The sequence below is a fragment of the Kitasatospora sp. NPDC005748 genome (genome assembly GCF_040630735.1).
Classification (GTDB): Bacteria; Actinomycetota; Actinomycetes; order Streptomycetales; family Streptomycetaceae; genus Kitasatospora.
The window spans coordinates 1-26,891 of record NZ_JBEXYD010000015.1 but is presented as its reverse complement, the minus strand read 5'-3'; the positions used below and the strand labels follow the sequence as shown (position 1 = coordinate 26,891).

At 72.5% G+C, this 26,891-nt stretch carries 22 protein-coding genes, 1 rRNA gene and 1 riboswitch; of the genes, 8 read left to right on the top strand and 15 right to left on the bottom strand.

Annotation, left to right across the window (positions count from 1 at the left end; genetic code table 11):
- Positions 1-71 precede the first annotated feature (71 nt).
- The 4 genes from ABZ495_RS14285 to ABZ495_RS14270 all read left to right on the top strand — a co-directional run bounded on the left by ABZ495_RS14285 (position 72) and on the right by ABZ495_RS14270 (position 4,338).
- Positions 72-1,484 carry a sugar porter family MFS transporter gene (locus ABZ495_RS14285; RefSeq protein WP_359835933.1) on the top strand — a complete coding sequence of 471 codons (1,413 nt, stop codon included), beginning with the start codon at positions 72-74 and terminating at the stop codon, positions 1,482-1,484.
- 112 nt (positions 1,485-1,596) lie between these two features.
- On the top strand, positions 1,597-2,298 hold the full coding sequence (locus tag ABZ495_RS14280) for an alpha/beta fold hydrolase (RefSeq protein ID WP_329490886.1): 702 nt from the start codon (positions 1,597-1,599) through the stop codon (positions 2,296-2,298).
- Between the two features lie 126 nt (positions 2,299-2,424).
- Positions 2,425-3,702, top strand: coding sequence for an MFS transporter (locus ABZ495_RS14275; RefSeq protein ID WP_359835931.1), 1,278 nt, complete (start codon positions 2,425-2,427; stop codon positions 3,700-3,702).
- A 102-nt stretch (positions 3,703-3,804) separates the two neighbouring features.
- A complete protein-coding gene (locus ABZ495_RS14270; protein ID WP_359806373.1) occupies positions 3,805-4,338 on the top strand; it encodes an HAD domain-containing protein in 534 nt (177 codons plus the stop codon).
- Here the strand turns inward: ABZ495_RS14270 and ABZ495_RS14265 are convergent.
- Both ABZ495_RS14265 and ABZ495_RS14260 read right to left on the bottom strand, forming a co-directional pair.
- On the bottom strand, positions 4,316-5,104 hold the full coding sequence (locus ABZ495_RS14265; RefSeq protein WP_359806376.1) for a CPBP family intramembrane glutamic endopeptidase: 789 nt from the start codon (positions 5,102-5,104) through the stop codon (positions 4,316-4,318). The genes ABZ495_RS14270 and ABZ495_RS14265 overlap by 23 nt on opposite strands.
- A gap of 119 nt (positions 5,105-5,223) precedes the next feature.
- Positions 5,224-6,729, bottom strand: coding sequence for a glutamate--cysteine ligase (locus ABZ495_RS14260; RefSeq protein ID WP_359806377.1), 1,506 nt, complete (start codon positions 6,727-6,729; stop codon positions 5,224-5,226).
- A gap of 368 nt (positions 6,730-7,097) precedes the next feature.
- Between ABZ495_RS14260 and ABZ495_RS14255 the strand changes: the two genes are divergently transcribed.
- Together ABZ495_RS14255 and ABZ495_RS14250 are read left to right on the top strand one after the other, a co-directional pair.
- Positions 7,098-7,670, top strand: a complete 573-nt coding sequence (locus ABZ495_RS14255; protein ID WP_352291810.1) for a hypothetical protein — start codon at positions 7,098-7,100, stop codon at positions 7,668-7,670.
- Between the two features lie 351 nt (positions 7,671-8,021).
- Positions 8,022-8,213, top strand: a complete 192-nt coding sequence (locus ABZ495_RS14250; protein ID WP_329490880.1) for a DUF5999 family protein — start codon at positions 8,022-8,024, stop codon at positions 8,211-8,213.
- 109 nt (positions 8,214-8,322) lie between these two features.
- Here the strand turns inward: ABZ495_RS14250 and gcvP are convergent, their stop codons facing one another.
- Positions 8,323-11,223 carry an aminomethyl-transferring glycine dehydrogenase gene (gene gcvP / locus ABZ495_RS14245; protein ID WP_359835928.1) on the bottom strand — a complete coding sequence of 967 codons (2,901 nt, stop codon included), beginning with the start codon at positions 11,221-11,223 and terminating at the stop codon, positions 8,323-8,325.
- Positions 11,224-11,462: 239 nt separating this feature from the next.
- Positions 11,463-11,566: riboswitch (glycine riboswitch) on the bottom strand.
- A gap of 223 nt (positions 11,567-11,789) precedes the next feature.
- Between gcvP and ABZ495_RS14240 the strand changes: the two genes are divergently transcribed.
- Positions 11,790-13,076, top strand: a complete 1,287-nt coding sequence (locus tag ABZ495_RS14240; RefSeq protein ID WP_359835926.1) for a DUF2382 domain-containing protein — start codon at positions 11,790-11,792, stop codon at positions 13,074-13,076.
- 142 nt (positions 13,077-13,218) lie between these two features.
- Positions 13,219-14,709, top strand: coding sequence for an MFS transporter (locus ABZ495_RS14235; protein ID WP_329490877.1), 1,491 nt, complete (start codon positions 13,219-13,221; stop codon positions 14,707-14,709).
- A 154-nt stretch (positions 14,710-14,863) separates the two neighbouring features.
- Here ABZ495_RS14235 and ABZ495_RS14230 read toward each other — a convergent pair whose 3' ends face one another.
- The 12 genes from ABZ495_RS14230 to rrf form a co-directional block, all read right to left on the bottom strand.
- Positions 14,864-16,279, bottom strand: coding sequence for a DNA polymerase IV (locus tag ABZ495_RS14230; protein WP_359835924.1), 1,416 nt, complete (start codon positions 16,277-16,279; stop codon positions 14,864-14,866).
- 52 nt (positions 16,280-16,331) lie between these two features.
- Positions 16,332-17,060, bottom strand: coding sequence for an ElyC/SanA/YdcF family protein (locus ABZ495_RS14225; RefSeq protein WP_359806385.1), 729 nt, complete (start codon positions 17,058-17,060; stop codon positions 16,332-16,334).
- 125 nt (positions 17,061-17,185) lie between these two features.
- Positions 17,186-17,866 (bottom strand): MerR family transcriptional regulator, encoded by a 681-nt coding sequence (locus ABZ495_RS14220; RefSeq protein WP_329490874.1) that lies wholly within the window; start codon positions 17,864-17,866, stop codon positions 17,186-17,188.
- A 265-nt stretch (positions 17,867-18,131) separates the two neighbouring features.
- On the bottom strand, positions 18,132-18,608 hold the full coding sequence (locus tag ABZ495_RS14215; RefSeq protein ID WP_329490873.1) for a bifunctional nuclease family protein: 477 nt from the start codon (positions 18,606-18,608) through the stop codon (positions 18,132-18,134).
- 74 nt (positions 18,609-18,682) lie between these two features.
- Positions 18,683-19,378: a MerR family transcriptional regulator gene (locus ABZ495_RS14210; protein WP_359836051.1), complete on the bottom strand. Its 696-nt coding sequence runs from the start codon at positions 19,376-19,378 to the stop codon at positions 18,683-18,685.
- A gap of 179 nt (positions 19,379-19,557) precedes the next feature.
- On the bottom strand, positions 19,558-20,481 hold the full coding sequence (locus ABZ495_RS14205; protein ID WP_329492360.1) for an FHA domain-containing protein: 924 nt from the start codon (positions 20,479-20,481) through the stop codon (positions 19,558-19,560).
- A gap of 172 nt (positions 20,482-20,653) precedes the next feature.
- Complete coding sequence (locus tag ABZ495_RS14200) at positions 20,654-21,478, bottom strand: DUF881 domain-containing protein (protein WP_329492359.1); 825 nt, start codon at positions 21,476-21,478, stop codon at positions 20,654-20,656.
- Between the two features lie 382 nt (positions 21,479-21,860).
- Positions 21,861-22,193: a small basic family protein gene (locus tag ABZ495_RS14195; RefSeq protein ID WP_030062488.1), complete on the bottom strand. Its 333-nt coding sequence runs from the start codon at positions 22,191-22,193 to the stop codon at positions 21,861-21,863.
- A complete protein-coding gene (locus ABZ495_RS14190; protein WP_359835922.1) occupies positions 22,190-23,299 on the bottom strand; it encodes a DUF881 domain-containing protein in 1,110 nt (369 codons plus the stop codon). Before ABZ495_RS14190 ends, ABZ495_RS14195 begins: the two co-directional genes overlap by 4 nt.
- A 162-nt stretch (positions 23,300-23,461) precedes the next feature.
- On the bottom strand, positions 23,462-25,957 hold the full coding sequence (locus ABZ495_RS14185; RefSeq protein ID WP_359806389.1) for a mannose-1-phosphate guanyltransferase: 2,496 nt from the start codon (positions 25,955-25,957) through the stop codon (positions 23,462-23,464).
- A gap of 124 nt (positions 25,958-26,081) precedes the next feature.
- Positions 26,082-26,702, bottom strand: coding sequence for a CDP-alcohol phosphatidyltransferase family protein (locus tag ABZ495_RS14180; RefSeq protein ID WP_329490870.1), 621 nt, complete (start codon positions 26,700-26,702; stop codon positions 26,082-26,084).
- A gap of 98 nt (positions 26,703-26,800) precedes the next feature.
- Positions 26,801-26,891: ribosomal RNA gene (gene rrf, locus ABZ495_RS14175) — 5S ribosomal RNA — on the bottom strand; the annotation flags it as partial.

Here is a 26,891-nt window from a genome sequence, read left to right as displayed (position 1 = left end):
CGCTGATCGAATGTGTGACGAATCCTGCCCCCTCGGCTGTGCCGGCGGGCCCGTCCACCCGGGGAGCGCGCGTGTCCACAGCCACATCCCGTCCGGCCTCCGGCGAGGCGCATCTCGGACACGTCGTCTTCATCTCGGCGGCGGCCGCGATGGGCGGCTTCCTGTTCGGCTACGACAGCGCGGTGATCAACGGTGCGGTGACCGGCATCCAGAAGCACTTCGTGGTCGGCAACGGCGAGACCGCCTTCGTGGTGGCCATCGCCCTGCTCGGCTCGGCCGGCGGGGCGGTGATCGCCGGCCGGCTCGCCGACCAGTTCGGCCGGGTCCGCACCATGCTGCTGGCCGCCACGCTGTTCGCGATCAGCGGCATCGGCTCGATGTTCCCGCCGAGCATCCAGGTGCTGGCCACCTGGCGGGTGGTCGGCGGCGTCGCGATCGGCATCGCCTCGGTGATCGCCCCGACCTACATCGCGGAGGTCGCGCCCACCGCCTACCGCGGCCGGCTGGCGTCCTTCCAGCAGATGGCGATCGTGCTCGGCATCACCGTCTCCCAGCTCGCCAACTGGGCCCTCAACCAGGCCGCCGGCGGCGACTCCACCGGTCACCTGGGCGGCATCCAGGCCTGGCAGTGGATGCTCGGCGTCGAGACCGTCCCGGCCCTCGTCTACGGGCTGATGGCGCTGGCCATCCCGGAGTCGCCGCGCTACCTGATCGCCGACCGCCGCGAGGCGCAGGCCCGCAAGGTGCTGCTGGAGGTGGAGGGCGAGGGGGTCGACCTCGACGCCCGGGTCACCGAGATCCGCGCGGTGCTGGAATCCGCCCACAAGCCCCGGGCCAGGGACCTGCTGGGCGGCCGCTTCGGGCTGCTGCCGATCGTCTGGATCGGCATCGGCGCCTCGGTGTTCCAGCAGTTCGTCGGCATCAACGTGATCTTCTACTACTCGTCCTTCCTCTGGCAGTCCGTCGGCATCAACGAGTCCAACTCGCTGCTGATCAGCCTCTCCACCTCGATCGTCAACGTGGTCGGCACGGTGGTCGCCATGGCCCTGGTCGACCGGATCGGCCGCAAGCCGCTCGCGCTGGCCGGGTCGGCCGGCATGGCGCTGGCGCTGGGCACCGCCGCCTGGGCCTTCTCCTTCCGGCACGGCACCGGCGACGCCGCCACCCTGGACGACACCTACGCCACCGTCGCGCTGGTCGCCGCGCACGTCTTCGTGTTCTGCTTCGCCTTCTCGTGGGGCGTGGTGGTCTGGGTCCTGCTCGGCGAGATGTTCCCCAACCGGATCCGGGCACTCGCCCTCTCGGTCGCCGCCTCGGCCCAGTGGATCGCCAACTGGGCGATCACCGTCAGCTTCCCCGACCTCGCGGACTGGAACCTGTCGGCGACCTACGTCATCTACGCGGCCTTCGCCCTGCTCTCGATCCCCTTCGTGGCCTTCTGCATCAAGGAGACCAAGGGCCGGGCGCTGGAGGAGATGGGCTGATCCGCCGCGCCGGCGCGGGGGCCGGCGCCGACCACGCTCCCGGCCGCCCCCTCGGCGCCGGCCCCCAGCAGCCCTCGCCGCGCCGCGCGGCCCGTCCCACCGAGAGGAAGCCATGCCTGAGCAGGGCGGCTCCCGGCAGAACGTCACCTTCCCGAGCAACGGCCGCCAGGCCCACGGCTATCTGGCCCGGCCCGAGCGGGGCGTCGGCCCCGGCCTGGTGGTGGTGCAGGAGTGGTGGGGGCTCACCTCCCACGTGGCCGCGATGGCGGACCGCTTCGCCGCCGAGGGGTTCACCGTCCTCGCCCCCGACCTGTTCGGCGGCGCGACCGCCCACGACAGTGCCGAGGCGGCCCGGCTGAAGCGCGAACTCCCGGTCGAGCGGGCGGTGGTGGACCTGCGCGGCGCGGTCGGGTACCTGCTCGGCCTGGACGGCGTGGTCGGCGACGCGGTCGGCGTGGTCGGGTTCTGCATGGGCGGCGGCTTCGCCCTGCTGCTGGCCGCCGCCGAGGGCGACCGGGTGGCCGCCGTGGTGCCGTTCTACGGGCTGCCACCCGATCCGGACTTCGACTACCGGGGCCTCACCGCCCACGTGCTGGGGCACTACGCCGAGCACGACCGGTCGATCCCGATGGCTGCCGTCGACGAGGCGGCGATCCGGATCGGCGAGGCGACCGACGTCCGGCCCGAGATCCACTTCTATCCGGCCGGGCACGCCTTCATGAACGACGAGAACCGCCCCGGCTCCTACGACCCGCTCCAGGCCCGGACGGCCTGGCGGCGCACCCTCAGCTTCCTCCGGGGCCACCTCGGCTGAGCACGCCCGCCGGTGAGGCACGTGGCGCCCCGGCCGCCCGCCGTGAGGCCCGCACGCCCCCTGGGCCCCCGCCGTAAGGCCCGAAACCCGGTGGACAGCTGTCACGTCCCCCGGCATAGTCACCAGGTGCAGAGCCAACCCCCTCCCCCGCACCGACGCCGCTTCCCCTGGGCCGGCCGCAACTTCCGCATCCAGACCGCCGCCACCGTGGTCAGCGGCCTCGGCAACGCCGGAACCCCGATCGCCACCGCCTTCGCGGTGATGGCGAGCGGCGGATCCACCGCCGAGGTCGGCTACGTCACCGCCGCCCGGCTGGTCCCGGTCGTCCTGCTGCTGATGATCGGCGGCGCCCTCGCCGACCGTCTGCCGCGCCACCACGTCATGGTCGCCGCCAACCTGTTCAGCGCCGTCTCCCAGGCCGTCCTGGCCGCGCTGGTCCTGGCCGGTCAGGCGCAGCTCTGGCAGCTGATGCTGCTCTCCGCGGCGGGCGGCGCCGGGCACGCCTTCTACGCCCCCGCCTCCGAGGGCATGATCATGCAGAGCGTGGCCGCGGAGCACGCCGGCCGGGCGTTCTCGGTCTTCCGGCTGGCGCTGAACTCCGCGCAGATCGGCGGCATGGCGCTCGGCGGCGCCCTCACCGCCGCCGTCGGCCCCGGCTGGGTACTCGCGGTGGACGCCGGCTGCTTCCTGGTCGCCGCCGCCCTGCGGTTCTTCCTGGAGGCCGAGGCCGCCGCCCCCGCCGCGGCCGGCGGCGGCATGCTGCGCGACCTGCGCGAGGGCTGGCAGGAGTTCGCCTCCCGCCGCTGGCTCTGGGTGATCGTGCTCCAGTTCGCCGTGCTGATGGCCTGCATCACCGCCGTGGACGCGGTGTACGGGCCGATCGTCGCCGAGCAGCGGCTGGGCGGCGCCGGCGACTGGGGGCTGGCGCTCGCCGCGCACGGGATCGGCCTGGTGGTGACCGGCCTGCTGATGGTCCGCTGGCAGCCCCGCCGGATCCTGCTGATCGGCAACTGGGGCGTCTTCCTCTTCGGCCTGCCGGCGCTGGCCCTCGCGCTGGCCGCGCCGCTGCCGGTACTCGTCGCGGCGATGTTCCTGTCCGGCGCCGGGGTCACCGTGTTCGGCGTCAACTGGATGGTCGCCCTGCAGCAGGAGATTCCCGCCGAGATGTTCTCCCGGGTCTCCGCCTACGACCAGCTGGGCTCGCTCTCGCTGGCCCCGGTCGGCACCGCGCTGGCCGGGCCGGCCGCGGTCGGGCTGGGCCTGACCGGCGCGCTCTGGGCCTGTGCGGCGCTCTGCCTGCTGCTCAGCGCCCTCGTCCTGCTGGAGCCGCAGGTCCGCCGGCTCTCCCGGCGCTCCGCTCCGGCCTCCGTCGCGCGGCCCGTCGAGCCCGCCACCGTCGGCTGAGCGCCCCCGCGCCCCCCCGCGCGCGCCCTCCGCCGGGCAACCACCGGCGTACGCCACTCGTCCGACCGGATGACAGAGACGTCTTGACCTGGGGGGCGCCCGGTGCCGAAGCCACTGCTGTTCCTGGATGTCGACGGGGTGCTCAACCCCGTCTGCCCGAGACCCGAGGCCGGGTTCGACGCGCACACCCTGCTCGGCTACAGCGTCCTGCTCTCCGCCCGGCACGGCGAGTGGCTGCGTGAACTGGCCGACACCTACGAACTGGTCTGGGCCACCACCTGGGAGGAGGAGGCCAACACCCACATCGCCCCGGCGATCGGGCTGCCCCGGCTGCCGGTGGTCCGCTTCGCCGGCTACGTCCCGCAGCCCGGCGACCCGCGGGTACCGCTGATGGAGCTGTTCTCCGCACACAAGTGGGCTCCCCTGCTGCGGTACGCCGCCGGCCGGCCGTTCGCCTGGACGGACGACGTCATCCCGCCCCGCCTAATCCGCAACGCCATCTGGCGCCGTGACCGCCTCCTGCTGCCCATCGACCCGGGCCAGGGCCTGGAGCGCCGGCACGTGGACCGGCTGCTGGCCCGCCCGCCGCGCCCCCTGGCCGTCCGCCCGGCGGTCAGCCGGTGGGCAGCCAGCTGACGTGGCCGGCCAGCAGCGCGTACCCGACGAAGGCCACCGTGTCGATCAGCGCGTGCGCCGCCACCAGGGGCATCACCCGCCCCCAGCGCCGGTACAGCAGGCAGAACACCGCGCCCATCACCATGTTCCCGACCAGCCCGCCCACCCCCTGGTACAGGTGGTACGAACCCCGCAGCACCGAGCCGGCCACCAGCGCGGCCGGCCACGACCAGCCCAGTTGCCCGAGCCGGCGCAGCAGGTAGCCGAGGACGACGACCTCCTCCAGGATGGCGTTCTGCCAGGCGGAGGCGACCAGCGCCGGGATCCGCCACCAGACGTCGGGCAGCCCGGACGGCGCCACCGTCAGGTTGTAGCCGGCCGCCTGCGAGCCCAGGTAGAGCACCAGCCCGGTGCCGCCGATCGCGGCCGCGACGGCGGCGCCCCGGCCGAGGTCGCGCAGCTTCTGCCCGAGGTCGAACCCGAGCACCCGCAGCGAGGTGCCCTCGCGCACCAGTAGGTAGCCGACCAGCACCACCGGCATCAGCCCGCGCGCGATGTAGTAGACCTGCCAGGCGAGGTCCAGCCAGGGGCGGCCGGGCGCCCGTGAGGAGTTCAGGGTGGCGACCTGCTGGCCGAGCTGGAGCGTCTCGGTCAGCGAGCCCGTGAAGCTGATCAGCGCGCCGACGCCGCTGGCCCCGAGGGAGAGGCCGAGGACGATCAGCAGTTCCACGCCGAGCAGCCGGCGCGTGGGCCGCGCGGTCTCCGGTTGGGTCGGGGCGGTGGTCACGGGGTGCTCCAGCGGTCCGGCGTCGCTCCGGCCGTCGGCCGACGGCCGGAGCGGTCATCCTTCCACAGGGCACTCCCCGTCAGGGCCGGGGAGTGCCCCCGCCACGGGGCCGCCGGGCCCTACCCCACCGGCCAGGTGTGCACGGGCTCGCCGGCCCGCATGTACTCGATGTAGCGCCGGGTCATCGCGGCGAGCGCGGCCGGGCGGTCCATCCCGAACTGCTCGCGCAGCCGGTGGAAGGTGGCGCTCTGCCAGGAGGCGCCGTTGACCCGGCGCAGGCAGCGCTGCTCGATGATGCCGAGGTAGCGGTCCCGGTCGGCCGGCTCCACGCCCCACTCGTCCAGCCCCTGGTAGGCCAGCGGCAGCAGCTCGTTCAGCACCAGGTCGACCGCGGGGACGGTGGCCAGGCCCCCGCCGCGCCCGGCCCGGCCCTGCCGCGGCCACTGGAACACGGCGTCGACGCCGTACCGGGCGGCCTGCCGGAAGTTCTCGTCGGCCCGCTCGAACGGCAGCCTGGTCCAGATCGGCCGCGACTGCTCCGCGAGCACCCGGACGAGCCCGTAGTAGAAGGCCGCGTTGGCCAGCGTGTCGGCGACGGTCGGACCGGCCGGCAGCGCGCGGTTCTCCACCCGCAGGTGCGGCACGCCGCCACTGACGTCGTACACCGGGCGGTTCCACCGGTAGATGGTGCCGTTGTGCAGCCGCATCTCGGCCAGCCGCGGCACGCCGCCGGAGGCCAGCACCTTCACCGGGTCCTCGTCGTCGCAGATCGGCAGCAGCGCCGGGAAGTACCGCAGGTTCTCCTCGAACAGGTCGGACGCCGAGTCCACCCAGCGCTCGCCGAACCAGGTGATCGGCCGTACGCCCTGCGCCTTGAGTTCGGCCGAACGGGTGTCGCAGGCCTGCTGGAAGAGCACCGGCCTGGTCTCCCGCCACAGCTCCCGTCCGAACAGGAACGGCGAGTTGGCGCCGAGCGCCAGTTGCGGGCCGCAGATCGCCTGGGCCGCGTTCCAGACCGAGGAGAACCGCTCGGGGGTGACCTGGAGGTGCAGTTGCAACGAGGTCGCGGCGGCCTCGGCGACCATGGTGATCGACTCCAGCTGGAGGTGCTCGACGCCCTCGATGTCCAGCGTGATGTCCTCCCCCCGGGCGGCCAGGATCTGGTCGCTGAGCAGGCTGTACCGCTGGTTGTGGGACATCGCGTCCAGCCCGGTGTGATCGTGCTCCAGGGTCGGCAGGATGCCGACCATCACGATCCGCGCGCCGGCCTCGGCGGCCCGCCGGTCGGCGTAGCGCAGCCCGGTGTCGATCTCCTCGCGCAGCTCCTCGAAGACGTGGCCGGCGAGCCGGTGCGGGGCGATGTTGACCTCGATGTTGAACTGGCCCAGCTCGGTCTGGAAGTCACTGGAGCCGATCGAGCTGAGCACCTGCGCGTTGCGCATCACCGGCAGGCCCTGCTCGTCGGCCAGATTGAGCTCGATCTCCAGCCCCATCACGGCGCGGGGCCGGTCGAAGCGGTCCTCTCGCAGCATCCGCTCCAGCGCGTCCTGGCAGGACTGGAGCTTGCGCCGGTACAGCTGCCGGTCCGACAGGTCCGCGCGCGTCGCCACGACCTTCTCGCCCATGGTCCCCTCCTCCTGAGCGGCCGGCCGACCGACCGTGCAAGCATCATGCCCACCCCGAAGATCGATACCCGATCGCTTCGACCGGCTTGCAATGCAAGGGAACTGATGGTCTTTCAGCACATCCGTCGACTTGCCCGGCGCCACCGCCTGTGATAAACAGGTCACCCTGTGCACCTGTTCGATAGAATTCGCACTGCGCCCAAGGCCGGCCCGCTGTCGATCCGAACACCCTCGTCGACGGCAGCGGCGGCGCCCGCACCGCGATCATGCACAACCGGACACGGCCAGGTTCCGTCACCGACGACACACCGCGCCATGCCGGTATGCCGCACTCGCACGCCGATCTCGCACGGAGAGGCGACCCCGCCATGACTCTGCAGACCCCCCAGCCCCCGCCCAGCGCCCTGCGCGCGGTCCTCGCCGCGCTCGACTCGGAGACCGCGCTGCGCCAGCCCGCCGCCGCCGCGCTGCGTCATCCGACCGGCCCACTGCTGCCCGCGCATCCGCTCGCGGTCCACGTCCTGGACGGGCCCCGTCCCGAGCTCGCCGCCGCCCGGCGGACGGGCTGGCGGTTCCTGATCAAGGACGGCGCCGAGGTGGCGGCCGCGGCCGAGGTGGTCCAGGGCGTCGAGGGCCACGTCTTCTCCCACTTCACCGCCGGGCCGTACCTGGACTCCACCGTCCGGGCACTGCGCCAGGCCTGGCAGCTCGCCCAGACCTCGCGGACCCGACGGCAGCCCCGGCTGCTCACCTTTCCGGGCCAGTACGCCACCGCGCTCTGGCTGCACAGCCCGGACGCCGGCCCCGACGCGGACCAGCTGATCCCACTGGCCCCGGCCCCGCTCGGCGTCACCGCGCACCGCGCCTACCCGGCGGCGGACCTGCTGCCCGTCCTCACCCGCGCCCCGCTCGCCAGGCCACTGCTGCTCGGCTCCTCCTGAACGCTCCCCCGTCACCCCCGCGCCACCCGTACCCACCCGGACGGGTCATAGGGCATGGCCGAATCGAGTCAGCCGCCCCTTGACCCCTCCGGCGCTCATTCACGTCTGCTGCCACCTGAACGGGTGATCTCTGCCCGGTAGTTGTGGCGCATGTCACGAAATTGCTGCGCGATCGCCCCGGGATGCCGACACTGGGAACCAGCGTGGAAGGACCCCCTGTCCTACCCACTTGAGCGCCGGTCCACACCTGGCCCGGCGCCGGACAGGATCCGACTACCGCGGCGGCTCCCGCCGGTCACCCGGCGGCGCCGCACCACGGGGAGGATCGCCAAGCGAAGCGAGGGTACGCGTATGTGCCAGCACCGTCCTGAGTGCCCGTCGGCGGAGTCCGAGGACCGCGAGGCGGCCGTACCGGTGGCCTGCCACCCGGAGCAGGGCTGGAGCCTGCTCTGCAACGGCGTCCTGGTCTTCGAGGACACCGGCGAACTGCTGCCCGACGGCCGGGTGATCGCCCCGCGCCGCCCCGTCGCACACGCCGCCTGACCGGCCGGCGGCGGGGTCGGCCGCCGAGCGGCACCGGCGACGCAGGACAACGGGCAGGGCCCCGGCGGAGAAGACTCCGCCGGGGCCCTGCCGTACCGCGTCAGTCGGCTCAGGAGCCGTACTCGTCCAGCGGCGGGCAGGAGCAGACCAGGTTGCGGTCGCCGTACGCGCCGTCGATCCGGCTGACCGGCGGCCAGTACTTGTCCGCCGGGTTCACGCCCGCCGGGAAGACGGCCTCCTGGCGCGAGTAGCCGTGCGCCCAGTCACCGGCCAGCGCGCCCGCGGTGTGCGGGGCGTTGCGCAGCGGGTTGTCCTCGGCCGGCCACGCGCCCGAGCCGACCTTGTCGATCTCGGCCCGGATCTCGATCATCGCGTCGCAGAAGCGGTCGATCTCGTGCAGGTCCTCGGACTCGGTCGGCTCGATCATCAGGGTGCCGGCCACCGGGAAGGACATCGTCGGCGCGTGGAACCCGTAGTCGATCAGGCGCTTGGCGATGTCGTCCACCGTCACGCCGGTCTCCTTGGTGAGCGGGCGCAGGTCGATGATGCACTCGTGCGCGACCAGGCCGCCGGGACCGGTGTAGAGCACCGGGAAGTGCGGGGCCAGGCGCTTGGCGATGTAGTTGGCGTTCAGCACCGCCACCTGGGTGGCCCGCTTGAGTCCCTCCCCGCCCATCAGCCGGACGTACGCCCAGGAGATCGGCAGGATGGCCGCCGAGCCCCACGGGGCGGCCGAGATCGGGCCGACGCCGGTGGCCGGGCCCGCCTCGGACTGCAGCGGGTGGTTCGGCAGGTACGGCGCCAGGTGCGCGCGCACCGCCACCGGGCCGACGCCCGGGCCGCCGCCGCCGTGCGGGATGCAGAAGGTCTTGTGCAGGTTCAGGTGCGAGACGTCCGCGCCGAACTTGCCCGGCTTGGCGAGGCCGACCAGGGCGTTCAGGTTGGCGCCGTCCACGTAGACCTGGCCGCCCGCCTCGTGCACCAGGGCGCAGATGTCGGTGATCTGGGTCTCGTACACGCCGTGGGTGGACGGGTAGGTGACCATCAGCACCGCGAGGTTGTCGCGGTGCTGCTCGATCTTCGCCCGGAGGTCCTCGACGTCCACGTCGCCGTCGACCAGGGTCTTGACCACGACCACGCGCATACCGGCCATCACGGCGGAGGCCGCGTTGGTGCCGTGCGCGGAGGACGGGATCAGGCAGACGTCGCGCTGCGCGTCACCGTTGGCGTGGTGGTAGGCGCGGACGGCCAGCAGACCGGCCAGCTCGCCCTGCGAGCCGGCGTTCGGCTGGATCGAGACGGCGTCGTAGCCGGTGACCTCGACCAGCTGCTGCTCCAGCTGGCGGATCAGGGTGAGGTAGCCCTGGGCCTGGTCGATCGGCGCGAACGGGTGCAGCTGGCCGAACTCCGGCCAGGTCACCGGCTCCATCTCGGTGGTCGCGTTGAGCTTCATGGTGCAGGAGCCCAGCGGGATCATGCCGCGGTCCAGCGCGTAGTCGCGGTCCGACAGGCGGCGCAGGTAGCGCAGCATGGCGGTCTCCGAGCGGTGGCTGTGGAAGACCGGGTGGGTCAGGTACTCGTCCTCGCGCAGCAGCGCGGCCGGCAGCGCCTCGGCGCTCTCCGGGGTCTCGACGCCCTCGACGCCGAACGCGGCCCAGACGCCCGCCAGGTGCTCGCGGGTGGTGGTCTCGTCGGTGGAGACCGAGATCCGGTCCTCGCCGTCCTGGTACACGTTGATGCCGTGGGCGCGGGCGGCCTCGGCGATCGCGGCGGCGCGGCCGGGGACGACCGCGGTGACGGTGTCGAAGAACTCGCCGTGCAGCAGCTCGACGCCGCCGGCCCGCAGGCCCTCGGCGAGGGCGGCGGCGTAGCGGTGGGTGCGGCGGGCGATGTCGGCCAGACCGTCCGGGCCGTGGTACACGGCGTACATCGAGGCCATCACGGCCAGCAGCACCTGGGCGGTGCAGATGTTGCTGGTGGCCTTCTCGCGGCGGATGTGCTGCTCGCGGGTCTGCAGGGCCAGCCGGTAGGCGCGGTTGCCGTCGGCGTCGACGGAGACGCCGACCAGGCGGCCGGGCAGCGAGCGGGCGTACTCGGCGCGCACCGAGAGGTAGCCGGCGTGCGGGCCGCCGAAGCCCATCGGCACGCCGAAGCGCTGCGAGGTGCCGCAGGCGATGTCGGCGCCGAGCGAGCCCGGGGACTTCAGCAGGGTCAGCGCCAGCAGGTCGGCGGCGACGGCGACGACCGCACCGAGGCCGTGGGCCTGCTCGATCACCGGGGCGAGGTCGCGGACCACACCGGTCGCGCCGGGGTACTGGAGCAGCACGCCGAAGACGCCGCGCTCGGCGATCTCGGCCGGGATGCCGGCGGAGAGGTCGGCGACGACGACCTCGACGCCGGTCGGCTCGGCGCGGGTCCGGATCACCGCGGCGGTCTGCGGCAGGGTCTCGACGTCGACCAGGAAGACGCCGCCCTTGACCTTGGTGACACGGCGGGCCAGGGACATCGCCTCGGCGGCCGCGGTGCCCTCGTCCAGCAGCGAGGAGCCGGAGGTGGGCAGACCGGTGAGGTCGGAGACCACGGTCTGGAAGTTGAGCAGCGCCTCCAGGCGGCCCTGCGAGATCTCCGGCTGGTACGGCGTGTACGCGGTGTACCAGGCCGGGTTCTCCAGGACGTTGCGCAGGATCACCGGCGGGGTGAAGGTGCCGTAGTAGCCCAGGCCGATCATCGGCTGGAGGACGGTGTTGCGACCGGCCAGCTCGCGCAGCTCGGCGAGGACCTGGGCCTCGCTGCGGCCGGCGGGCAGGTCCAGCCCGGTGATGGAGCGGATCGCCTCGGGCACGGCGGTGGCGGCGAGCTCGTCCAGCGAGCCGTAGCCCACCTGGGCCAGCATCTTCTCCTGCGCGGCGACGTCGGGGCCGATGTGGCGGTTCTCGAAGGGGCTGGCCTGCTCGAGCTCGGTGAGGGTCACGGGGGTGGTGGTGCGTCCCGCGTTCGGCTGGGCGTTCATGGTGGTCGAGGCCTCCTGGTCACGGACCGGCGGGGGTACGCACGCCGGGCGGCACCGCCGCTGCGGACGACAGCGGACAGGCCTGGGGCGGACGGACCCGACAGGCCTCCCCCTCTGTCATCGGGACCTGAGAGCTTCACCCGCGCGAGGCGCTGTGGCGCCCCGCCGGCTTGCACCGTCGGTGAGGGTGGTGCCGCCGGCTCCCTCGCCGGCAGTCCTGCCCTGCTTTCCAGAGTGACCTATCCCACACGGTACGGATGCCTGAGAGATTCCGGGGAGGAGTTGCTCCTTCGGCGCCCCGACCAGCGACTTCCGCTCTCGGGGACTCTCCCGAGCGGGCTCGGCGGTCGCGCCCAGGGTACCAGCGGCAGGCGCCTCGATCACGGGTGCGTCCTGGCAGGTGAACAGCCGGTCCGTGACCCGGACGGCGCAGCACCGGGCCCGTCCGGCCGCACCCCGGTCGCGCCGGTCCGGTTCATGGCTTTTGGTGTGAAGTGGCGGATGGGACGGGCGGGCCGGCCGCCGGCCTGCGGGCGTTCCGCAGGCGCAACGCACTGGAGGAAAGAGTGCAGACCGATATCGACCCCCGGGACCTCATCGGCCACAAGGCGGTCGACCGCAACGGAGACAAGATCGGCACGGTCGACGAGGTGTACCTGGACGACGCCACCGGGCAGCCCGAATGGGCGGCCGTCCGGACCGGCATCTTCGGCCGGGACGCCTTCGTCCCCCTGACCACGAGCGAGTTCTCCGGCGACGAACTGCGGGTGCCCTACGACAAGTCCCTGGTGAAGGAGTCACCGGACTTCGGCGTGGGCCAGCACCTCTCACCCGCCCAGGAGCTCCAGCTCTACCGCTACTACGGGCTGGACACCCAGGTGGACGGCCGGCCGTCGGCCGGCGACGGCTCCGGCTCCGGCTCCGAGCCGGCCGACCTCGACTTCGGCAGCGTGCCGGCCGCCGCCCCGGCGGCAGCGGCGGGCACCGCCGCGGTGGCGGGCGTCGCCGCGGCGAAGCCCGCCGACCAGTCGGCCTCGGCGGCCCCGGCGAAGCCGCTCGCCTTCCACTCGGCCGACAGCATGGCCCCGCCCCTCACCGTCCCCCCGGCCGCCGACCTCGGCAAGCCGTCCGAACCTGCTACGGAGCCCAACGTGCGGACCCTCGACACCACCGCGCCCGCCACCCCGTCGGCGCCCGTCGCACCGGAGCAGCGCCCGCCGGCGGCCCCGCTCGTCACGGGCGGCCCCGACGGCGCCGAGATGGCGGCCCCCCGGGCCGCCACCTCCGGTACCCCGGCGCCCGACCGCGCGGGCGCCGCCTCGTCGGCGCCGAACGCTCCGGTGGAGATCACCTGCCGTGAGGAACGGCTGGACATCACCACCGAGTGGCATGTCGTGGGCACCGCGAAGCTGCGCAAGTACGTGACCAGCGAGGCGGTGGAGCGCCGGGTGCCGGTGGTCCGCGAGCGGGTCCGGGTGGAGCGGACGCCGGTCGGCGAGGCGGAGCGGGCCTCGTTGAGCGACAAGGACATCGCCGAGGCGGTGGAGGAGGTCACGCTGCGCGAGGAGCGGCCGGTGGTCCGCAAGTACCTGGCGCCGATCGAGCGGGTCCGCCTGGTCGTCGAGCGCTACACCGACGAGGAGGTGATCCGGGACGAGCTGCGGCGCGAGCACGTCGAGGTCCACGACAACACCGCGGCCGCCCCGACCCCGGGCCCCTCGTCCAACCACGCCCCGTCCGCCACTCCCGACGGCGCCGCCGGGCGCCCGGGCGGCGGCGAACACGCGGGCGCCGGCGGACACTTGAGCGCTGGCGAGCCGTCCCGGCCGGCCCCGCTGAGGCCGCTCGCCTGACGGTCCGACCCAGGGACCCCGGACCTCCACGGTCCGGGGTCCTTCGACTTTGCCAAAGCTTCACCGATCGATATTTGACACACTGAAGTATCTCCCGGCATGGTTGCTTCAGTTCATTCACTATGTACGGGAGGAAGCAACCGTGAGTGAGGCACCACAGCCCACCACCGCGGCCGAGAAGCAGAGCAGCGCCCGGGTCCTGCCGGCCCTCATCCTGGCGATGCTGTCGTTCAGCGTGGTGCAGACCGCGGTCGTTCCGATCCTGCCCTCGCTGGCCAAGGAGCTCGACGTCTCGGGCTCCAGCATCACCTGGCTGATGACGGCCAACCTGCTCTCGGCCGCCGTGCTGACCCCCCTGCTGGGCCGCTTCGGCGACCTGCGCGGTCGCAAGCCGATGCTGCTGATCTCGCTGGCCGGTCTCGTCGCGGGCTCGGCGCTCGCCGTCAGCACCCACTCCTTCACCTGGCTGGTCGTCGCCCGCGTCCTCCAGGGCGCCGGCGGTGGCGTGCTGCCGCTGGCCATCAGCATCGTCCGCGACGAGCTGCCGAAGCAGAAGGTCACCGGTGGCGTCGCCGCCATCAGCGCCTCGATGGGCGTCGGCAGCGGCCTCGGCCTGGTCGCCACCGGCCTGCTGCTGGAGCACTGGAGCTACAAGTCGATCTTCTGGATGGGCCTGTTCTTCGGCCTGCTCGCGGTCGCCCTGGTCGCCTTCCGGGTGCCCAGCGACCCGGTGACCGACAAGGAGGGCGGCGCCGACCCGCTCGGCGCGATCACCCTGGCCGGCTGGCTCTCCGCCCTGCTGGTCGCGGTCAGCCAGGGCAACACCTGGGGCTGGACCTCCACCAAGACGCTCGGCCTGTTCGCCGTCGCCGCCGTGATCGCCCTGATCTGGGGCGTCATCGAGGTCAAGGTCAAGCACCCGCTGGTCGACATGAAGATGATGTCCCGCCCGGCCGTCGCCTTCACCAACCTGGCCGGCCTGCTGATCGGCTTCGGCATGTACGGCTCGTTCATGGTGATCAGCAACTTCGCCCAGACCCCGGAGAAGCTCACCCACTACGGGTTCACCGCGACCGTGCTGCACGCCGGTGTCATGCTGCTGCCGTCCGCGCTCGGCTCGATGGTCGCCGCCCCGGTCGGCGCCCTGCTGATCGCCCGTCGCGGCCCGCGCCTGCCGCTGGTCCTCGGCGGCGTCCTCGGCGCCGTCGCGATGGCCTACCTGGCCGTCCGCCACAGCCACGAGGCCGACATCTACACCGCCTCGGCGATCTTCGGTCTCGGCATCGGCCTCGCCTTCTCGGCGATGCCGGCCTACATCAACGGCGCCGTCCCGGTCGAGCAGAGCGGCATCGCCAACGGCATGAACGCCGTGCTGCGCACCGTCGGTGGCGCGATCGGCACCGCCGTGATGGCCGCGATCCTCACCGGCGACACCATGAAGCTGCCGATCCCGGTCTCGCTGCCCACCCTGGACGCCTACAAGCACGCGTTCTGGGTCGCCGCCGCGGTCTGCGCGATCGCCGGCGCCGTCCCCTTCCTGATCCGCAGCGTCAAGCCCTCCGTCACCGTCGCCGGTGGCAAGGGTGCGGCGGACCTCAGCCCCAGCCCCGAGCTGGTCAAGACCGACGCCTGACGAGGCGTCCACCCCCCGCGCCCAGGGACAGGGCGCGGGGGACCGGTCCCCGAACGGTCGACGAGGGCATCGCGACCGCCCGAGGGCCGGCCGTGCACGCGGTCCCACCCGGCCCCCCTGCCGGGTGGGGCCGCTTCGTGCGTTCCAGGGGGGGTCAGCCCACCGCCGGTTCACCGCCGCCCGCCCCGGCCGACGGCCCGTCCTCGTCGCCGCGCAGCGGCAGCGGACGGGCCGGCTCCAACGCCGGGTCCTCCACCGCGAAGGTCCGCACCCGGCCCGGTCCGCTCCACGGCGTCTCGAACCGCACCGTCACCCGGCCTACTCCGCTGCCCTGCACCCACCCCGGGCCGAGTTCGGCGTGCCGCACGTCCTGGCCCGGCATCCAGTGCCGCGCCACGACCACCGCGGGCTCCGGGGCCTCGTCCTCCTGGGCGTCGGCCTCGACCGCCCCCGGCTCCCCCGCCTCCTGCCGGACGGCCTGCGCGAAGAGGTCCTCCTGGGTGTAGTCCGCCAGCTGCGAGACCCCGACCCCGAGCAGCCGGACGCCGCCGGTGATGTCCACCTGGGAGGCCAGCCGGCGGGCCGTCTCGACGATCACCGTCTCGTCGTCCGTCGGACCGCGCAGGGTCTCCGAGCGGGTCAGCGTGGAGAAGTCGAACCGCCGCACCTTCAGCACCACCGTGCGCCCCGACCGTCCGGCGGCGCGCAGCCGCCGCACGCACCGCGCGGCCAGGACGTCGACCTCGCGCAGCACCCGGTCCCGGTCGGCGAGGTCCACCTCGAAGGTGTCCTCCACCGACACCGACTTGGCGTCCTGGTCGGCCACCACCGGCCGGTCGTCCAGCCCCAGCGACATCTGGTGGACACCGGCGCCGTGCGCCCTGCCCAGCAGCTGCACCAGCTCGGACTCCCCCGCCTCGGCGAGGTCGGCCACCGTGTTCAGCCCCGCCCGGCGCAGGACCTGCTCGGTGGCCGGGCCGACGCCCGGCAGCGCCCGCACCGGCATCGGGCCCAGCACCACCCGCTCCTGGCCCGGCTCGACCAGCACCAGGCCGTCCGGCTTGGCCTGCTCCGAAGCGATCTTGGCCATCAGCTTGGACCCGGCCGCCCCGACCGAGGCGGTCAGCCCGGTGCGCCGGTGGATGTCCGCCCGGAGGTCCTCCGCGAGGGCCGTCACCAGGCGCTCCCCCGTCCCGTGGTCCGCCGCCAGCAGCGCCGGGCCGTACGGGCCCGCCTCCAGGTCGACGAAGGCCTCGTCCAGGCTGAGCGGCTGCACCAGGGGCGACAGCTCCCGCAGCAGACCCATGACCAGCTCGCTCACCGCCCGGTAGGCCTCGAACCGCCCGGACAGGAAGGCCGCGTTCGGGCAGAGCCGGCGCGCCTGCGCCATCGGCATCGCCGAGTGCACCCCGAACTTCCGCGCCTCGTACGAGGCCGTGGAGACGACCCCCCGGCCGCCCAGGCCGCCGACGATCACCGGCTTCCCGCGCAGGCTCGGCTTGGCCGCCTGCTCCACCGCCGCGAAGAAGGCGTCCATGTCGAGGTGGATGATGCTCGGCAGTGACCGCACCCGCCGATCATGCCGCACGGGTCCGACAGCGCGGCCGAACCCCGCCGCCGCCTCAGCCCCGCGCGGTCCCCGCGTCGGCCAGCGCCTTCGGGATGCCCTCCTCCCGGGGCCCGAGGAAGAACGGGTCCGGCCGCAGCCAGGCGTTCAGCAGCGCCTTGCCCGCCCCCGGGATCTCCCGCAGCCCGCCGTACAGCCAGGTGGCGTCGTGCAGCTCCGGCACCCCGACCGCGTACGCGTCGATGCCCGCCGCCTCACAGAGCGCCAGTGCCCGCCGGACGTGGAAGTCCTGGCTGACCAGGACCGCCCGGTCCACCCCGAACACCCGGTGCGCCCGGGTGCAGGAGTCCCAGGTGTCGAAGCCCGCGTAGTCGCCCACCACCCGCACCTGCGGCACCCCGTGCTCGATCAGGTACTGCCGCATCGCGTCGGTCTCGTCGTAACCGGCCCGCCCGTTGTCACCGGTGACCAGGATCGCCTGGACCTTCCGCTCCCGGTACAGGTCGACCGCCGCGTCCAGCCGGTGCGCCAGATACGGTGACGGCCTGCCCTCGAAGAGCCCGGCGCCGAACACCACCGCCACCGGCGCGTCGGGCGCGCTCCGCACGGTGCCGACCCGGTCGCCCGCCGAGACCCACAGCCAGGCGCTCGGTGCCAGGGCCAGCGAGCAGAGCACGGTGACGAGTTGGAAGATCCTGCGCTGGGTGCGCCGCTGCCGCAGCCGGACGCCGAGCCGCCGCGCCCGTCGCCGCAGCAGGCCGGGTATGCCGGAGCCGAACCGCACGTGCCCTCCCTGGGTCGATGATCCACCGGGCACGACGAGGCCGTGGGCCCGGACGGTTCCCCGCCCGGGCCCACGGCCTCGTGACTCTGCGGCGCCGTGACCACGCGGCCCCCTGCTCCCGCGGCTCAGACCGCCCGGTTGCGGCGCTGCGCCAGCTCGTCCCCCGGATCGTGGCCGACCACGGTCTCGCCGGTGTCGGTCCGCTCCGCGTGCAGGCGGCCGAGGGCCAGCTCCAGCTCCTGCCAGACGGCGCCGACGGCGATGCCGAAGACCCCCTGACCACCCTTCAGCAGATCGACCACCTGCTGCGGTGTGGTGCATTCGTACACGGTCGCGCCGTCACTCATCAGCGTCAGCCCGGTCAGGTCGCCGGCCTCGGCGGACTGCAGATGGGCGACCGCCACCCGGATGTTCTGCAGGGACACACCCGCGTCCAGCAGCCGCTTGACGATCTTCAGCAGCAGGATGTCGCGGAAGCTGTAGAGCCGCTGGCTGCTCGCCGGATAGACCGAACGGACGCTGGGTTCCAGCAGCCCCGTCCTGGCCCAGTAGTCCAGCTGGCGGTAGGTGATCCCGGCCGCCGCACAGGCCGTCGGGCCGCGGTAGCCGATCAGCTCGGAGGTGGGGGCCGGCCGCTCGGAGGCGGGCGCGAGCCGCTCGATGGCCGGCTGGCCCGGCTGGACGGCCGGGAACCGGCCCACCCGGGGCAGGTCCGTCCGGGGCAGTTCAGCCACGCTGCGGGCGGCGCGCGGCATGTGCACGGTGCACAGGCCTCCCACGGCCGCTTCATCGCCGGTGCCGGTCATGCCTACCTCCGTCCACTCGTCCTGCGGGCAACCCAGACTGCGGGCGACAGGCACCCGGGCAGCCACTCCTGACGGTAGGCAGTCCCCTATGACCCGTCAACGATCGCCACGCCGGGCAGGACAAACAGCGTCACTCAGGAGAGTGGTTTTTCGTGCCCCTAGTGTGGGTAGGTGGACGCTATTTGGCAAAACGGACGAACGAATTCGGCAGGACGGCCACGGCCTGCCCCACCGACGCTCAGCGCCGGGTCCGTACCACGGCGGACTACTGCGGCGTGCCGCCGCCGAAGTCCTCCGGAGAGACCTGGTCGAGGAACTCGCGGAACTTCTCGACCTCGTCCTCCTGCTCGTCCGGGATCGCGATGCCCGCCTCGGCGAGCACCTCCTCGCTCCCGTAGATCGGCGTACCGGTCCGCAGGGCGAGGGCTATCGCGTCGGACGGCCGGGCACTGACCTCGACCCCGCCCGTGAAGACCAGCTCGGCGTAGAACACGCCCTCGCGCAGGTCGGTGATCCGTACCTCGGTGAGCTGCTGGCCGAGCGCCTCCAGGACGTCCTTGAAGAGGTCGTGCGTCAGCGGACGCACCGGCGTCATGCCCTGCTGGGCGAAGGCGATCGCGGTCGCCTCGCCGGGACCGATCCAGATCGGCAGGTACCGATCGCCCCCGACCTCCCGAAGCAGCACGATCGGCTGGTTGGAAGGCATCTCCACCCGGACACCCACGACGTCGAGCTCATTCACACACGCAACCCTATGGCCCTCGCCCCGGATATGAAAGCGCAGAGCCGACAGCGCTGGTCAGCGGGGTCGGCGCGTCACGAGCGGGCCCGCAGACCGGCCTGCACCATGGCGGCGTGCAGCCGGACGGAGAGGGTCGCCAGCTCCCGCGCCGTGGTCTCGGCGTGCGCCCGGGTCTGCGGGTTGCGGTGCCGGCGCAGGGGCGCCACCACCTGCTCCACCAGGGCGATCTCACGGTCGGCGGCGGCCTTCATGGCCCGCAGGTGCCGCGGCTCCAGCCCGTACCGGCCCAGTTCCGCGACCAGCCGGGCCACCTGCAGCGCCTCGCCGTCGTAGCCGCCGTCCGATCCGGCCGCGACCAGCCCGTAGGACTCCCACTCCACCAGTTCGCCCTCACCGGCCTCGGCGGCGGCCAGCAGCTCGGCCCGGCCCAGCCGGACCCCGACCGCGGCCTCGGCGGCCGCCACCAGCTCGCGGTCCGCCTCCTCCATCGGCCCGGGGCGGGCCTCCGCGGCGGGCAACGCCGGTGGGGCCTCGCCGCGCTCGATCGCGTCCAGGTGTTCGCGGATCACCCGCAGCGGCAGGTAGTGGTCACGCTGCATCCGCAGCACGTAGGCCAGCCGCTCGACGTCGGCCGGGCTGAACTTGCGGTACCCCGACGGCGTGCGCTGGGGCTCGACCAGGCCCTCGGCCTCCAGGAACCTGATCTTCGAGATGGTGACCTCGGGGAAGTCGTCCCGCAGGAAGGTCAGCACCGCGCCGATGCTCAGCAGCTCGTCGCCGCCGCGCCGTCGGCCGCCCCCGGCGGGCCGGTCCGGACGGACCGGCTGCCTGGGGGCCGCGACCACCCCCCGCGCGCCCTGGTCCGGCAGCGGACCGGACGACGCGGGGTTGGCCGCCCCGAGAGATGAAGGAGGGTTCGCGCTCACTCGGGCTCCTGCCGACGTTGGTTTCAGTACCCCCGGTGGTGACTGGCGAAGAACACCAGCCGGTACTTCCCGATCTGCACCTCGTCGCCGTTGTTCAGCGGCACCTCGTCGATCCGCTCACGGTTGACGTACGTCCCGTTCAGGCTGCCGACGTCGGCGACGGTGAAGCCGCCTCCCGGCGTCCGGCGGAACTCCACGTGCTTGCGCGAGACGGTCACGTCGTCCAGGAAGATGTCGCCCTGCGGGTGACGCCCGGCCGTGGTCTTGTCCGAGTCCAGCAGGAACCGGCTGCCCGAGTTCGGACCGCGCTGGACGATCAGCAGCGCCGAGCCCGGCGGCAGCGCGTCGATCGCCGACAGCACCTCCGCCGACAGGGCCGGCGTACCGGTGCCGGTGGTGGTGTTGGGGTCGTAGGACTCCAGGCCGGAGATCGAGATGGTCGACGTGGTCTCCGCCGGCCCCTCGGGCAGCGCGCCCCCGCGCAGCGCCGTACCGCAGTTGGAACAGAAGCGGGCCGCGGCCGGGTTCTGGTTGCCGCACCTGGGGCACGGAGTGGGGCCAGCCATGTTCACAGCCTCCTGGCGCGGCACACCCGACGGGTTGTGCCCGGCGTACGGGTCCGGAGCAAACCCTCCACCAGAGGTTGAGGGTCCTGACGGGAAACCTATGCGCGGGGCGCCGGAGGGGTCAACCGACGCGCCGTAGCCCGCCTGATTGCCCGCGTACTGCGCGTCGCCACCGTCCCGGAACATCGGACGCTCGGCGTACTGGCCGCCCTCGGGAGCGGGACGCATGCCCGGCACGGCGGGCTCTTCGTCGGCCCGGCGGTGACGCGCGGTGGGTGCCTCCACGGCAGCCGCGTCACGGCCCTTGTTACGACCGAACAACTTCGAGAAGAAACTCACGGGCGAATCCCCTTGCGTGTGACAGACCCGCCCGCGGGGCAGGGTGAGAACCTCGGACAGGCTGCGGGCCCGGTCGCGGATCGGGCCTGCTGGAGTGGTACTCCGACGTGTGATGTTCCGGCTTGTGCTGGTGCGGACCAGTCTCGCCCACCTGACGGCGGTACCCCGCACCGGGGGGTACCGGCAGATGACGGACCGTTCGGCAGGTACCCCGTCACTTCGGAGCCGGCTTGGCGTACTGCGGCGTCTTCAGGTCGAGGAGGGCGTCGACGAGCACCTTCTGCTGCGGGGAGATGGTCGCGCGGGCCTGATGACTCTCAAGAGTACGGACCACACCTCCCGGAATGTTCAGTGCGGGTGTGAGGTCCTGCGGGTTCCCCACCACGGTGAACCGGTAGGGCTGCGAGACCTTCTTCCCGTCGATCTGCACACCGCCGCCGGACACGTCCGTGAAGTAGGTGTTGACCACCACGCGCACATCGTTGATCTGAATCGCCTCCGCCCCCGCCGCTCGGAGTTCCTGCAGGGTGTCCAGCAGCATATCCGCCTTCACCTGCCCTTGGGGATCATCGACTGTCAGTACGATGCCCGGACCAGTGGCTTTGACGGTCCCGGCGAGCACGCCGAGCTCCGTCACCTTCTTCCTGGTCTGCTCCTGGGCCTCCTTGGCCTGGTTGGAGCTGTTCTCCAACGTGGCCAGGGACTGCTCCAACTCCGCCTTCTCCTGCTGGAGACGCTGCTGGCGGCCGTCCAGTTCGTCGAGGATCCGGACGAGGTCCTCCTGGCGGGCACCGCGCAGCTGGCTGTGGTGGTCGTTGGTGGAGCGGACCTGGATCGCCAGGGCGAGGCCGAGCGAGAACAGCAGCACCGCGACCACCAGCTGCCCGCGGGAGAGCCGCGGGGGCCAGAGCGCCGCCTTCATCCGGCGCCGGCCCGCGTTGCGCTCGTCGGGGGCCTTCCCGGGCTCGGTCGCCGCCTCGGGAGCGGGCTCAGGCGTGGGAGCGGGCTCGGGCTCCAGGACCGGCTCCGGCTCGGGCAGCGGGACGCTGACGGGCTCAGGCGCCGCCTCCTCGCGGGCCTGCGCCGGCTCTTCGGCCTCGGCGTCCGCCTCCGTGCCGGCTTCGGGCGCGGCTGCCACCGGCCGCCGCGCATCCGCCGCCCGGGGCGCCGGTTCGACGGCGTCCTCGCCGCCCTGGGCCGGGGCCCCCGGCCGCACCTCGGGCGCAGGCTTCACCTGTTCGGCGGGCTCGGGCGGCGCGTTCTCCGCCGTCGGAGCCGCCCCCCGCTCCCCGTTCCCGCCCTCGCGCGCGCCGTCGCCCGCCCGCGCGTCCGCCTTCTCGACCACCTTGTCGACAGCCTTCTCGGTCGTCTTCTCGGTCGTCTTCTCGGTCCGATTCTCGTCCGCCGGCTCCCGGCCGGGCTCAGGCGCGGAAGACATGGCGCCTGATCGCAGCGGCGTTGGAGAAGATGCGGATGCCGAGGACGACGACCACACCGGTGGACAGCTGGGAGCCGACACCGAGCTGGTCCCCGAGGAAGACGATCAGGGCCGCCACCACCACGTTGGACAGGAACGACACGATGAACACCTTGTCGTTGAAGATGCCGTCCAGCATCGCCCGGACGCCGCCGAACACCGCGTCCAGTGCCGCCACCACCGCGATGGGCAGGTACGGCACGACGGCATCGGGCACCTCGGGTTGGACGAAGAGCCCGACGACCACCCCGATCACAAGACCCAGTACGGCAATCACGGTCTGGCTGCTCCTGTCCCTGCGGGGGGCGCCCCGGTCGTGGGCGCGGTGGGCGAGTGGGCTGTCGTGGTCTTGGCGGAGCCGCTCGGCGAGCGCTTCCCCGGGGGCGAGGTGCTCGGAGTGGCCGGCCGTGAGGGCCCCGCGGACGGGCTCTGCGACCCCGTGTCGGAGGCCGTGGGGCTCGGGGAGGCCGCAGCGGGGGCGGAGGGGCTCGCCGACGGCGACGGCTCCGGCGTGGCCGGCTGGGCGGTCCGCAGCGTGATGCCCACGGCGGCGGGCAGCGTGAGCTTCTTCTGGGCGGAGATCGTCGACTTGATGCCGTACTTCTCCTGCAGCAGCCGCAGGTACTGGCCCGCCATGTTGCTCTCGAAGGTGGCGACCAGCTTCGACCCGTCCCCCAACGCCTGGACGTTGTAGGGCGGCACCAGCGGCCGGTTGTCGACCAGGACGGCCTCACCGGCGGCGCGGATCGCGGAGAGCGCGGTGAGCCGCTGCCCGTTGATCGACACGGCCTCGGCGCCGGACTCCCAGAGCCCGTTCACCACCAGTTGCAGATCGCGGTCGCGCAGCCGTCCGCTGTTCGAGAAGCCCTGGCCCGCGCGCGGGTCGACGTTCCCTCCGGCGCCGGTGCCGGAGGCGTCCTCCAGGACCAGCTTGACGCCCGGCCCCGTCACCTCGGCCAGACCCACCGCACCGGCCAGCGCGGCCGGGTCGCTGTCGCCCGGCGACAGTGCCTGCTGCTGGGTGGTGTCGACCTTCCGCCGCAGTTCCTGGACCTGCTGCTGGAGCCGCTCCGCCGAGCCGTTGCTGTCGTTGATCCGGTGGATCAGCGCATCGCGCTCCTTGGCGAGCGTCGGCTCGGCCTTGTGCGCGTTCACGGCGCCCACCGTCACCACCGCCCCGACCAGGGCCAGCCCGAGACCCAGCGTGAGCAGGCCGCGGGCCGTACCGGGTATCCGGCTGTCGCGGTCACCGCCCCGCGCCGCGGCCGCCTCGGCGTAACCCTCGTCCAGGCTGTGGTCCATCACGCCGGTCAGCAGGGACATCGAGGCGTCCGGACGGTTGTACCGTCCGTCACGGGCACTCGGCGTCGGCGTCGCTGGCATGCGGACCATCGTCCCATGTCCGCGGAGGGGTCCGTGCACACCCCCTGACCTGCGAAGTCACCAGAAGCGACGGATCGCTACCAAGCATGACAAACCGGGCAGCGGGGGGCGCGGCACCCGCCGCACCTCCCGCTGCCCGGCCATGTCATGGCGGCCCGGTCGTCAGCGCCCGGCGCCGTCGACCACCGTCGCCCACTCGTCCAGCAGCGCCTCGGTCGCCTCGTCGTCCGGACCCTCCGCCCACAGGTGGGTGACCGCCTCGGCGGGATCGGGCAGCACGAGCGTCCAGCGGCCGTCCGCCTCGACCACCCGGACACCGTCCGTGGTGTCGAGCTGCCGGTTGCCGGCCGCCTCCACCACCGAACGCATGACCATGCCCTTGGCCGCCCACGGCGTCGCGATGTCCCGTCGGCGGATGTGCGCCTGCGGGATCCGCGCGTCGATCTGGCTGAGCGTGAGCTGGGTACGGGCCACCAGCCCGACCAGGCGGACGAACGCGGCCGCGCCGTCCAGCACACCGCTGAACTCGGGAACGACGAAACCGCCGCGCCCATCGCCACCGAAGACCGTGCCCTCGGCCGAGGCCGCCTTGGCCAGGTCGTCCGGCGTGGTCGTGGTCCAGACGACCTGTGTGCCGTGGTAGGCGGCGACCTGCTCGGCGATCCTGGTGGTCGTCACGGGCAGCGCCACCTGCCCGCTCCGGCGCTCGGCCGCGACCAGGTCGAGCAGCACCAGGAGCGCCCGGTCGTCGTCGATCACCCGGCCCAGCTCGTCCACGAAGGCCACCCGCTCGCCGACCGGGTCGAACCGGACGCCGAACGCCGCCCGCGAGGAGGCCACCAGCTCGCCGAGCCTGGCCAGCCCCGCCCGCCGTTCTTCGGCGTCCTCGGTCGGCCGTGCCTCGTCCAGCCCGCTGGAGACGGTGAGCGCCTCCACGCCGAGCCGGCCCAGGATGCTCGGCAGCACGAGCCCGGCACTGCCGTGCGCCGTGTCCACCACCACCTTCAGCCCCGCCTCGCGGACGCCGGTGGTGTCCACCGCCCGCAGCAGGTTGCCGGCGTAGGAGTCGAAGACACTGGACGGGAAGGTCAGGTCGCCGATCTCGCCCGGGAACGCGCGCCGGTACTCCTGGCGGGCGTAGACCCGGTCGAGCTTGCGCTGCCCGGCCTGGGAGAGGTCGGCTCCGCGCTCGTCGAAGAACAGGATGTCCAGCGAGTCCGGCACCCCGGGCGTGGTCCGCAGGAAGATCCCGCCGGCACTCCCGCGGGCCGTGTGCTGCCGGGCTACCGGCATCGGCACGTTCTCCAGGTCGCGGACGTCGATCGCGCTGGTCTGCAGCCCCGAGATCATCGCCCGCTTGAGGGCACGCGCACCACGCGAGTGGTCACGCGCGATGGTGACGGTCGCCCCCTTCTTCAGGGTCGTCGCGTACGCACCGGCCAGCCGGACGGCCAGCTCCGGTGTGATCTCGACGTTGAGGATGCCCGACACGCCGCGCAGCCCGAAGAGGTGCTCCTGACCGCGGGACTCCCAGATCACCGACGTGTTGACGACGGCGCCGGCCTCGATGGTCTTGAACGGGTAGACCCGGACGTTGGCGCCGATGATCGACTCCTCGCCGACCAGGCACTCGTCGCCGATCACCGCCCCGTCCTCGATCCGCGCGGCCCGCATCACATCGGTGTTCTTGCCGACCACGCAGCCCCGCAGGTTGCTCTGCGGCCCGACGTAGACGTTGTCGTGGATCACCGCCTTGTGCAGGAACGCGCCGCGCTTGACGACCACGTTGCTGCCGAGCACGGTGTGCTCGCGGATCTCCACGCCGGCCTCGACCTTGGCGTAGTCCCCGATGTAGAGCGGACCGCGGAGCACCGCCTCGGGGTCGACCTCGGCGCCTTCCGCCACCCAGACGCCCGGCGAGATCTCGAACCCGTCGAGCTCGACGTCGACCTTGCCCTCCAGGACGTCCGCCTGGGCCTTGCCGTAGCTCTCGTGGGTGCCGACGTCCTCCCAGTAGCCCTCGGCCACGTAGCCGTAGACCCGCTTGCCCTCCTTCAGCAACTGCGGGAACACATCGCTCGACCAGTCGACGGACTCACCCGCCGCCACGTAGTCGAAGACCTCGGGCTCCATGACGTAGATACCGGTGTTGACCGTGTCCGAGAAGACCTGCCCCCAGGTCGGCTTCTCCAGGAAGCGCTCGACCCGGCCCTCGTCATCGGTGATCGTGATGCCGAACTCCAGAGGGTTCGGTACCCGGGTGAGACAGACGGTGACCAGAGCGTCCTTGCTCCGGTGGTACTCGATCAGTTCGGTGAGATCGAAGTCGGTCAGTGCGTCACCGGAGATCACCAGAAAGGAATCGTCCTTCAGGGCGTCCTCGGCGTTCTTGACACTCCCCGCAGTGCCGAGTGGCGTCTCCTCGTTCGCATACGTGAGATGCATACCCAACTCTTCGCCGTCACCGAAGTAGTTCTTCACCAGTGAGGCGAGGAACTGTACGGTCACGACGGTGTCGGAGAGGCCATGCCGCTTCAGCAGCCGAAGCACGTGCTCCATGATCGGCCTGTTGGCGACCGGTAGCAGCGGCTTGGGCATGCTGGAGGTCATCGGGCGGAGTCGGGTGCCTTCGCCCCCTGCCATTACAACGGCTTTCATTACGGGTGCGTCCTCCTTCGCGGTGGTGGACCCTGCAGGTCCATCAAACCGTTCCAGAGGGTGTCTACCCGGAAGATTTCATCCGACGCACCGCGGTGGCGTGGGACTTCTCTCAGATCACGTCTCAGACTGCGGACGCGGAGGAGGCGGAGCCCGCCCGGATGATCTGTCGCGCCTGGACGGCGTAGAGAATGCCGGCCCACCAGTACAGCGTGGTCCCCCACCAGATGAAGGCCCAGCTGACGGCCTCGGCCGGCCGCGCGATCCAGGTGTCGCCGGTGCCCAGCAACAGAAGCGGGAACGCGTACATCAGATTGAATGTCGCGGCCTTGCCCAGGAAACTCACCTGCAACGGGCCGTAGCCGTGCCGGTTCAGAATCGGAAGGAGACTCGCGATAAAGAGCTCACGCGCGATCAGGATCGCCGTGAGCCACCACGGCAGGATCTCACGCCAGGTCAGACCCAGCAGAGTGGAGAGGACGTAGAGCCGGTCCGCCAGCGGATCGAGCAGCTGGCCGACCCGGCTGATCTGCCCCCACCTGCGGGCGAGCTTTCCGTCGAGGTAGTCACTGATGCCGCTCAGCATCAGGATCAGCAGCGCCCAGCCGTCGTTGTTCGGCCCGTCGAACACCGGCCAGAGGATCAACCAGAGGAAGAGCGGAACACCGACCAGTCGGCCCATGCTCAGCAGGTTGGGGATGGTGAGGACGCGATCGGTCTGGACCCGCGTCTCCTGGACCTCCACCCGGGGGCCTCCTGTACCGTGTGACGACTTCTGCATGCTGACCCTACAACAGAGAAGCCCCCGTCCGGTTCCCCGGCGGGGGCTTCTCTAGAAGAATTGTTCGGCGGCGTCCTACTCTCCCACAGGGTCCCCCCTGCAGTACCATCGGCGCTGTGAGGCTTAGCTTCCGGGTTCGGAATGTAACCGGGC

Bases quoted from the DNA above. Each gene is read 5' to 3' on its own strand.
- ABZ495_RS14185 (WP_359806389.1), bottom strand. From the start codon at position 25,957: ATGAAAGCCGTTGTAATGGCAGGGGGCGAAGGCACCCGACTCCGCCCG.
- gcvP (WP_359835928.1), bottom strand. From the start codon at position 11,223: ATGAACGCCCAGCCGAACGCGGGACGCACCACCACCCCCGTGACCCTC.
- ABZ495_RS14190 (WP_359835922.1), bottom strand. From the start codon at position 23,299: ATGCCAGCGACGCCGACGCCGAGTGCCCGTGACGGACGGTACAACCGT.
- ABZ495_RS14280 (WP_329490886.1), top strand. From the start codon at position 1,597: ATGCCTGAGCAGGGCGGCTCCCGGCAGAACGTCACCTTCCCGAGCAAC.
- ABZ495_RS14220 (WP_329490874.1), bottom strand. From the start codon at position 17,866: ATGACCGGCACCGGCGATGAAGCGGCCGTGGGAGGCCTGTGCACCGTG.
- ABZ495_RS14260 (WP_359806377.1), bottom strand. From the start codon at position 6,729: ATGGGCGAGAAGGTCGTGGCGACGCGCGCGGACCTGTCGGACCGGCAG.
- ABZ495_RS14250 (WP_329490880.1), top strand. From the start codon at position 8,022: ATGTGCCAGCACCGTCCTGAGTGCCCGTCGGCGGAGTCCGAGGACCGC.
- ABZ495_RS14255 (WP_352291810.1), top strand. From the start codon at position 7,098: ATGACTCTGCAGACCCCCCAGCCCCCGCCCAGCGCCCTGCGCGCGGTC.